The organism is Streptomyces sp. NPDC058674, assembly GCF_042716505.1.
In the GTDB taxonomy this organism is placed as follows: Bacteria; Actinomycetota; Actinomycetes; order Streptomycetales; family Streptomycetaceae; genus Streptomyces.
The window spans coordinates 21,132-27,230 of the sequence record NZ_JBHXSC010000083.1; the positions used below are offsets into that span (position 1 = coordinate 21,132).

The 6,099-nt window shown below is 68.5% G+C and carries 8 protein-coding genes; 5 read left to right on the forward strand and 3 right to left on the reverse strand.

Features of this window, described 5'->3' with window-relative positions:
- The first annotated feature begins 33 nt into the window (after positions 1-33).
- Positions 34-1,173 carry a PucR family transcriptional regulator gene (locus tag ACFWU6_RS29945; RefSeq protein WP_383804684.1) on the forward strand — a complete coding sequence of 380 codons (1,140 nt, stop codon included), beginning with the start codon at positions 34-36 and terminating at the stop codon, positions 1,171-1,173.
- Between the two features lie 397 nt (positions 1,174-1,570).
- Here ACFWU6_RS29945 and ACFWU6_RS29950 read toward each other — a convergent pair whose 3' ends face one another.
- Positions 1,571-2,137 carry a hypothetical protein gene (locus tag ACFWU6_RS29950; protein ID WP_383984136.1) on the reverse strand — a complete coding sequence of 189 codons (567 nt, stop codon included), beginning with the start codon at positions 2,135-2,137 and terminating at the stop codon, positions 1,571-1,573.
- 480 nt (positions 2,138-2,617) lie between these two features.
- On the opposite strand from ACFWU6_RS29950, the gene ACFWU6_RS29955 reads away from it, so the two are divergent.
- Positions 2,618-3,061, forward strand: a complete 444-nt coding sequence (locus ACFWU6_RS29955; RefSeq protein ID WP_383804688.1) for a hypothetical protein — start codon at positions 2,618-2,620, stop codon at positions 3,059-3,061.
- Between the two features lie 257 nt (positions 3,062-3,318).
- Here the strand turns inward: ACFWU6_RS29955 and ACFWU6_RS29960 are convergent, their stop codons facing one another.
- Complete coding sequence (locus tag ACFWU6_RS29960; RefSeq protein WP_383984139.1) at positions 3,319-3,888, reverse strand: DUF6434 domain-containing protein; 570 nt, start codon at positions 3,886-3,888, stop codon at positions 3,319-3,321.
- Between the two features lie 109 nt (positions 3,889-3,997).
- A complete protein-coding gene (tpg, locus tag ACFWU6_RS29965) occupies positions 3,998-4,336 on the reverse strand; it encodes a telomere-protecting terminal protein Tpg (RefSeq protein WP_383984142.1) in 339 nt (112 codons plus the stop codon).
- A gap of 235 nt (positions 4,337-4,571) precedes the next feature.
- Between tpg and ACFWU6_RS29970 the strand changes: the two genes are divergently transcribed.
- From ACFWU6_RS29970 to ACFWU6_RS29980, 3 genes are all read left to right on the forward strand, one after another.
- Complete coding sequence (locus ACFWU6_RS29970; RefSeq protein ID WP_383984145.1) at positions 4,572-5,045, forward strand: hypothetical protein; 474 nt, start codon at positions 4,572-4,574, stop codon at positions 5,043-5,045.
- Positions 5,046-5,178: 133 nt separating this feature from the next.
- A complete protein-coding gene (locus ACFWU6_RS29975; RefSeq protein ID WP_383984148.1) occupies positions 5,179-5,454 on the forward strand; it encodes a hypothetical protein in 276 nt (91 codons plus the stop codon).
- A gap of 127 nt (positions 5,455-5,581) precedes the next feature.
- Entirely contained in the window at positions 5,582-6,097 is a 516-nt protein-coding gene (locus tag ACFWU6_RS29980; RefSeq protein ID WP_383984151.1) for a hypothetical protein, read from the forward strand.
- The last annotated feature ends 2 nt before the right edge of the window (positions 6,098-6,099 follow it).

A 6,099-nucleotide genomic window follows, 5' to 3' on the forward strand; every position in this document is an offset into this window, starting at 1 on the left:
TGATCGGCTGAATTGTTCGCAGGGAACAAAACCGTGAGCCATGCAATCCGGAGGGCCAGCGAACTGGCCCTCAATGAGACGACGGTCACCGCACTTCGGGCCGCGCTGAAGACCACCGCCGACGAGGTCGTCCAGGCGATCATCGACGAGGTCCCTCCCTACGCCAACGCCCTTTCGGGCCACATGGGCGCCACCATCCGCCGAGCCGTCCGTACCGCCCTGGGGCACTACCTGGACCTCGCGAGCGGGAACGCCACAGGCGGCGACGCCGGCGACGCAGCCTACGAGCTGGGCCGCGGCGAGGTGCGCGACGGCCGTTCGATGGACGCCCTGCTCAGCGCCTACCGGGTCGGCGCCCGCGTGGCCTGGCGATGCCTGGCAGCGGGTGCCGTACCCGTAGGTCTGCCCGCCGCCGAGGTCGCCAAGTTCGCCGAGCTGACCTTCGCCTACATCGACGAGCTCTCAGCCGCGAGCGCCGCGGGCCACGCCGACGAACTGGCCGCCCGGGGCAGGGCCCACGAGCGCCACCTGGAACACCTGGCCCGCGACCTCCTCGCCGGCGCGAGCCCGGACGTGCTGCTGGCCTCTGTTCAACGGGCCGGGTGGCAGCCTCCGGTCTCGCTGACCGCGGTCCTGCTGCCCGCCGCCCAGGCCCGGCCTGCCTACCGCGCGCTCGACCCGAGCACCCTCGTCCTCGACGATCTGCCGGACGCCACCGGTGTGCTGCTCGTCCCCGATGCCGACCGATCACATCTCTTGCGGCAGCTGACCGACCGCACCGCGGTGGTCGGCCCGGCCCGGCCATGGACTCGTGCGTCCGCCTCGTACGCACGAGCCGTACGCGCGCGCTCCCTCTCCTCCGATATTCGCGACACCGAGGACCACCTGCCCGAGCTGGTGCTGAGCGCCGACGTGGACGCGTTCGCAGACCTGCGTGCCCGAGCCCTCGCACCGTTGCGGACCTTGCCTGTCGCGACGGCACGGCGGCTGGAGGAGACGTTGCGGGCGTGGCTGCTGCACCAGGGCAGGCGGGACGAGGCGGCGGCGGCGTTGTTCGTCCATCCCCAGACGGTCCGGTACCGAATGTCGCAGCTGCGGGAGCTGTTTCCGGATCTCGCATCGCCACACCGGATCCTTGAACTGACGCTGGCAGTCGGTCTCCGGGTCAGCTGACGCGTACTTCGACCGACCGCGTCCGCGCCACGCCCGCGGCGGGCGAACCTGCCGTTCAACGACGCGGAGCTGGAGGTCGTACGGCTGGCCGCGGGGACGGGAAGGGATGTCGCCCGCGTCGTGGGCGGGACGTCCGGTGATGGCGGTCGCGCAGCACGTGCTGGTGTCGGTCTCCCGGGATGCGGGGACGTGCTGCGGGAGCTGGTCCAGCCCGCGTGCCGCCAGGCCGCCGCGCTTGCCCGCGGCGACGCCCACTTCCTCGACCGGCTCCGCGATGCCGGGCTGCGCGTGCATGAACGTCTGGGCGACGACGGCGCGCTCGTCGGGTACGCGGTCGCGCTGCCGCGGGACCGTGCCGACGGCGGCACCCGGTCTGGTTCACCGGTTCCACGCTCGCCTACGACCTGTCCCTGCCCCGCGTCCGCGAACGCTTCACCCCGCTCGTCACCCCGGCGGATTGGGCGCTGGCCGAACACCGCATCCGGGGAACGTCCGTACTCCTTGGCCGCGCCGGGCAGGACGAAGGCGCGGGCGCCGTCGCAGCCCTCGGCGACCTCCTGGCAGTCGCCGCCGCCCGCGCCCCGGCCCTGGTCGCGACCGCGTCCAGGCCGCGGCCGACGCCTTCGAGCCATGGCGTGCAGTCCTCCACCGACGGCAGGCCGTTGGCGGCGATGTCCTCCAGGACGGCGGCGAACTGGTCGGCGTTCTCGCGGGTGCGGGCCGCGTACGCGCGGACCGCGTCGGCGGCCGCGGCGTCGGCGGCGAGCTCGGCCTGGACGACATCGTCGACGTCCGGGTCGTACACCGTGCCCGCCGGCGCCGCGGCGAGCAGCGCGGCGATGCGCTCCCACTCCGCGAGCTCCGCCGGGCCACGAAGGTCGTCGGCCAGGTCCTCGTACCGGGACGCCTGCCGCGCGTCGAACCGCGCCTCCTCGAGGGCCGCCGTGACGGTGCCCGCGTCCATGACCTCGCTTCGCGCCGTACGACGCGGCGGCCGGTGCGGGCCGGGTCGACCGGCTCGCGGGGCGCGGCGACGCGCGGGGGGAGCGGGCGGCCTGCGGTGCGCCGGGTCGGCCAGGGCGTGGTCATCGTCGGCCCCGCAATCGTGGTCCGGACAGGGAGCGGGCTGCCGCCAGAACGTTATCGGCGGCCCGCCGAATTGTGCCCAAGTACGATAGCTGTCACCAACAGCCTCCACTGACCTGCGGTTTTGATCACGTGAAGCATAGTGGCTGTCACAAGGTCGGCGCGCTACCTGTCTCCGACGGCGCGTGAAGCACGGTGGCTGTCATCAGCTTCGACGCTCTGCTGGCCGCCGGCCCGGATAGTCAGCCTCGTGTGGCTTAAGCATTCCAATTGGAGACGGTCGCCACGCAGAGCGCTCAGGCAGTTCGGTTCAGGCGGACGGTGGAACCGGTCCTGTCCGGGCGATGTCTGGGCAGGCATGGATGATCTTCTGTTTTTCGCCCTGGTCTTCGGGCCGTTCCTGGCGCCCTGCATGGGCCTGGGCGCCGCCGTCGCGCTCGTCCGACGGGTCTGTAAGCAGCAGCCGGTCCTGGTCGGACACCTGCCCAGCGTCACCACCTGCGCTCTGGTAGCGGTCTTGGCTGGCGCGGCGGCGTACGGCGCGTACTCGTGGGGTGTGATGTCGGGGTTCTACATCCTGGACCCGGATCAGATGTGCGCGTCGATGGGCGTTTCGGGCGATCATGTGGTGACGCGATGGACGTTGCCGGTCAGTGCTCAGTGCGTCACGTCAGACGGTGTGGGAACCGAGCTGGCCCCGGGCTGGGTGAATCCCGTGATCTTCACAGGTCTCGCGCTCCTGCTACTGGCCTTCGCCACAGGAACCCTCGCGGTCACGCGTCGGCGTCTCTCCCCGAGGTGAAGCACTCACTCGCGCTCCTTACCTACGCGCACACGAGATCCGCATCTCGCCAACCATGACGCTACCCCTCCAGCTCAAACACTCATGTCCTGTCGCATTCCAGTTGCCAGGTGGTGCGGTTCTGACCTGCAGGGCTGCCAGATGGCCTGGTAACGCGGTCCGGTGTCATTCTTAGACGAGTTGGCCTTCTCGGAAGGAATCGCGCGGCGGGGATCCGGTTCCCGGGCATTCGGCGCCCAGACATAGCTGTGGACCAGTCACCCCGCGGCCGGGCGACGAGGCCGGTCGCGCTGAGCGCGCCAGGCGGCGAGCGCTTCGGCACGGCTGCCAGCCGGATGTTTGGCATACCAGTCACGCAGGAAGCGGTTGAGCTCGAACTGCGAGCCGATCTCCTGAAGCTGGGCAGCGGCCTGGCGCGTGGCGTGCCAGTGGGCGATGGCATCGGCCAGGGTGCGCCCTGCACCTTCGGCTACGAATGTCCGCATGTAGGCGTCGAAGCGGAAGCCCTCGCCGATCTCGCGGCGGAAGTACTCGCGCAGTACCTGACTGCACCGCTGGCCCTCAGGAATCACGGTGAACGCGTACACCGGCGCGGCGAGCTGGCGGCTGGCGCTGCGCGTTCGGGGCGGCGCGGCCGGCGGGGCGACGTCGTCCAATGCGGCTCGTAGCCGATCCGTCAGTGCCGCCTTCCCACCACCCCGCGGCACCCCGAGCTCGCGGGCAAGCACAGTCAGCTCGGCCAGCGTCCAGTACCAGCGGAACAACTCGTCCCCGCTCAACGCCGCACTCAGCTCTGGTCGCGTCTCAGCACCCGTACTCGAACTCATGTCCCCATGATAGGAACAACGGCCCTCGTGACAACACGCCTGCCTTGGTGACAACTGTCGTGCTTCGGCTCACGCATACGGTTTATAGCAGCTCCGGAATTCGGTCGTGTCAGAATCGGAATTCTATGGACACAACGTGTGTGAAATCCGCGCGCAGCCCCTTGGCTCGGGTTCCCCATTCCGTGAAATAGGACTCGGTGATGGCCTCGGCGACGAGCGGATGCAGGTCCTCCTCCGTCGCTCCGGCTGCCTGGAGCTCCAGGATCTGCTTGGCGTAGGTGGGTGAGATGTCCGTGGTGATGGAGCGTTCACGGCCGTCGTCCGAGCTGCCCTTGCCGACGAATCCGAAGTACGCCGTGACGTCCACCATCATGTCGCTGGTGGTGGACGCCTGTTCGCGTACCTGGGCCCTGCCCTGCGGTTGCCACTCGGATTCGGTCTCCTCCACCAGCGCGGCCTGGAGCCGCTTCTGCGGAGCGGGCCTTGGACGTGGCGCAGCACCCGGGCACCCGGCTGTGCTCCCTGTGCGGGGCCGCGGCCGAACTAGACCCGGTTCTCAAGGGCTTCGACCGTGGCTTCGGCGGCGACGACTAGGACCTGTCCGGTCGATCATTGAGGCGATGGCGTTTGACGCCTGTGTATCTCGTTGTCGAAGGTCTCGTCGAGTGAGGTAGAAGGGGGGCATGGATACCGTCGTACTTGAACAGATGCTGGACGAGACCTTCGATCAGGCTGTTGTGCATCACGGATACACCAACTACATGCGCGACTACGAGGTCATCGTCTACGCGACGGCTGCTCCTCGTACCGGCATCGCGCCGTCCCACCTGCGGTATCTCTTCCGGTACTGCGTTGAGGCCCGTTGTGAGACGTCGGTGTCGGCGCAGACCTGGCGGGTCTCTTTGGACGACCGGCTCATCGACCGGGAAACCGGTGTCGACCTTGATGGATACGTCTGGGGGGTGAAGTGGCATGACCTGTACCCGGGAGCCAAGCTTCTCCCTGATTCGAAGGCGACCCGCCGCTGGTCGAAGGCCGTCGGGATCGACTTCCATGAGGTACGCATTGAGACCAACGCACACAACCTGACCTTGGTCTTCTCTGACCTTCAGGTGAGCGAGGTCCCGGTCGGATACACACCCTTCGTCACGGAGTAGCGATCAGCGTTCGTGTGATCTTGTGACCGACGTGTGGTCGGGTCGTTCCTCACGTCATGGGGCGGGGTGATCTGAGCGATGCCCGGAACAACGAGCAGCCCAGATGGGGAGTACCGGCCTATAGGCTCGGGGAATGGACCACGACGAGAAGACGGCGCATCTGGAGTGGTGGGCCAACCCATCCACCTGCCTGGCTCGAATCCCGATCAGAGTGACGACCACCGCCGGCACGGGTGAGTGGGAGGCACTGTTCTCGCCCCCTCTCGACCAGGACATCCGCGAGAACCTGAAACAGCTCATCGATGCAGACCCCTGCTTCACCCTTCGCTTCGATGCCTCAGCCGTCGAAGTCCAGGCAGAGGACTTCGACGGCGTTGATCACCTTCGGCTGACCATCCCCGAGCCGTAGGGGCCGAGCATCCCCCCGACATGATCGGCCGGACAAGTACTAGCCGTCGGCCTTCCTCGGGGCCGGCGGTGAACGAGCGCGAAAAACCGGTCCCTCGCGGGCGAGCTGCCGGTGCACAATGCCCGGCATGACCTATGTGAGCCCGTTCGGCGACATGGACTCGGACCATGAGTGGCCCGACGCGCTGTGCCTGTCCCGCACGCACTGCGCGAACCCGTCCGAGGAGACGATCGGCGAGTTCTACGAGGGCACCATCGCGCTGATCGACGCCAGGGTCCCGCAGCCGGCCTTCTTCCTCGCCCGCCAGCTGGCCGAGCTGTCGCTCAAGGCGTTCGTGGGGCCGGGAGCCAGGGATAGGCACGACCTCGGCAAGCTGTTGAAGCGGCTTCAGGAGGACGGCGACGACCTGTTCGCCGCGGACGAGGACCGGCGCCTGGTCGTCGCGTTCATCCGGGACCTGTTCGCCCGTGACCCGGGCGGCGACCAGGGGCGATACGCGACCACCAGAGGCGGGGCCTTCTCGCTGGCCACGGTGTGCTGCGCGAACCCGGAGCTGTTCCGCCAGTACGTCGACCTCCTCTTCGTCTACACGCAGGAGCGCCTCAACCGGGTCGGCCAGGACGCCACGGCGCCCAGTTCTTGAGC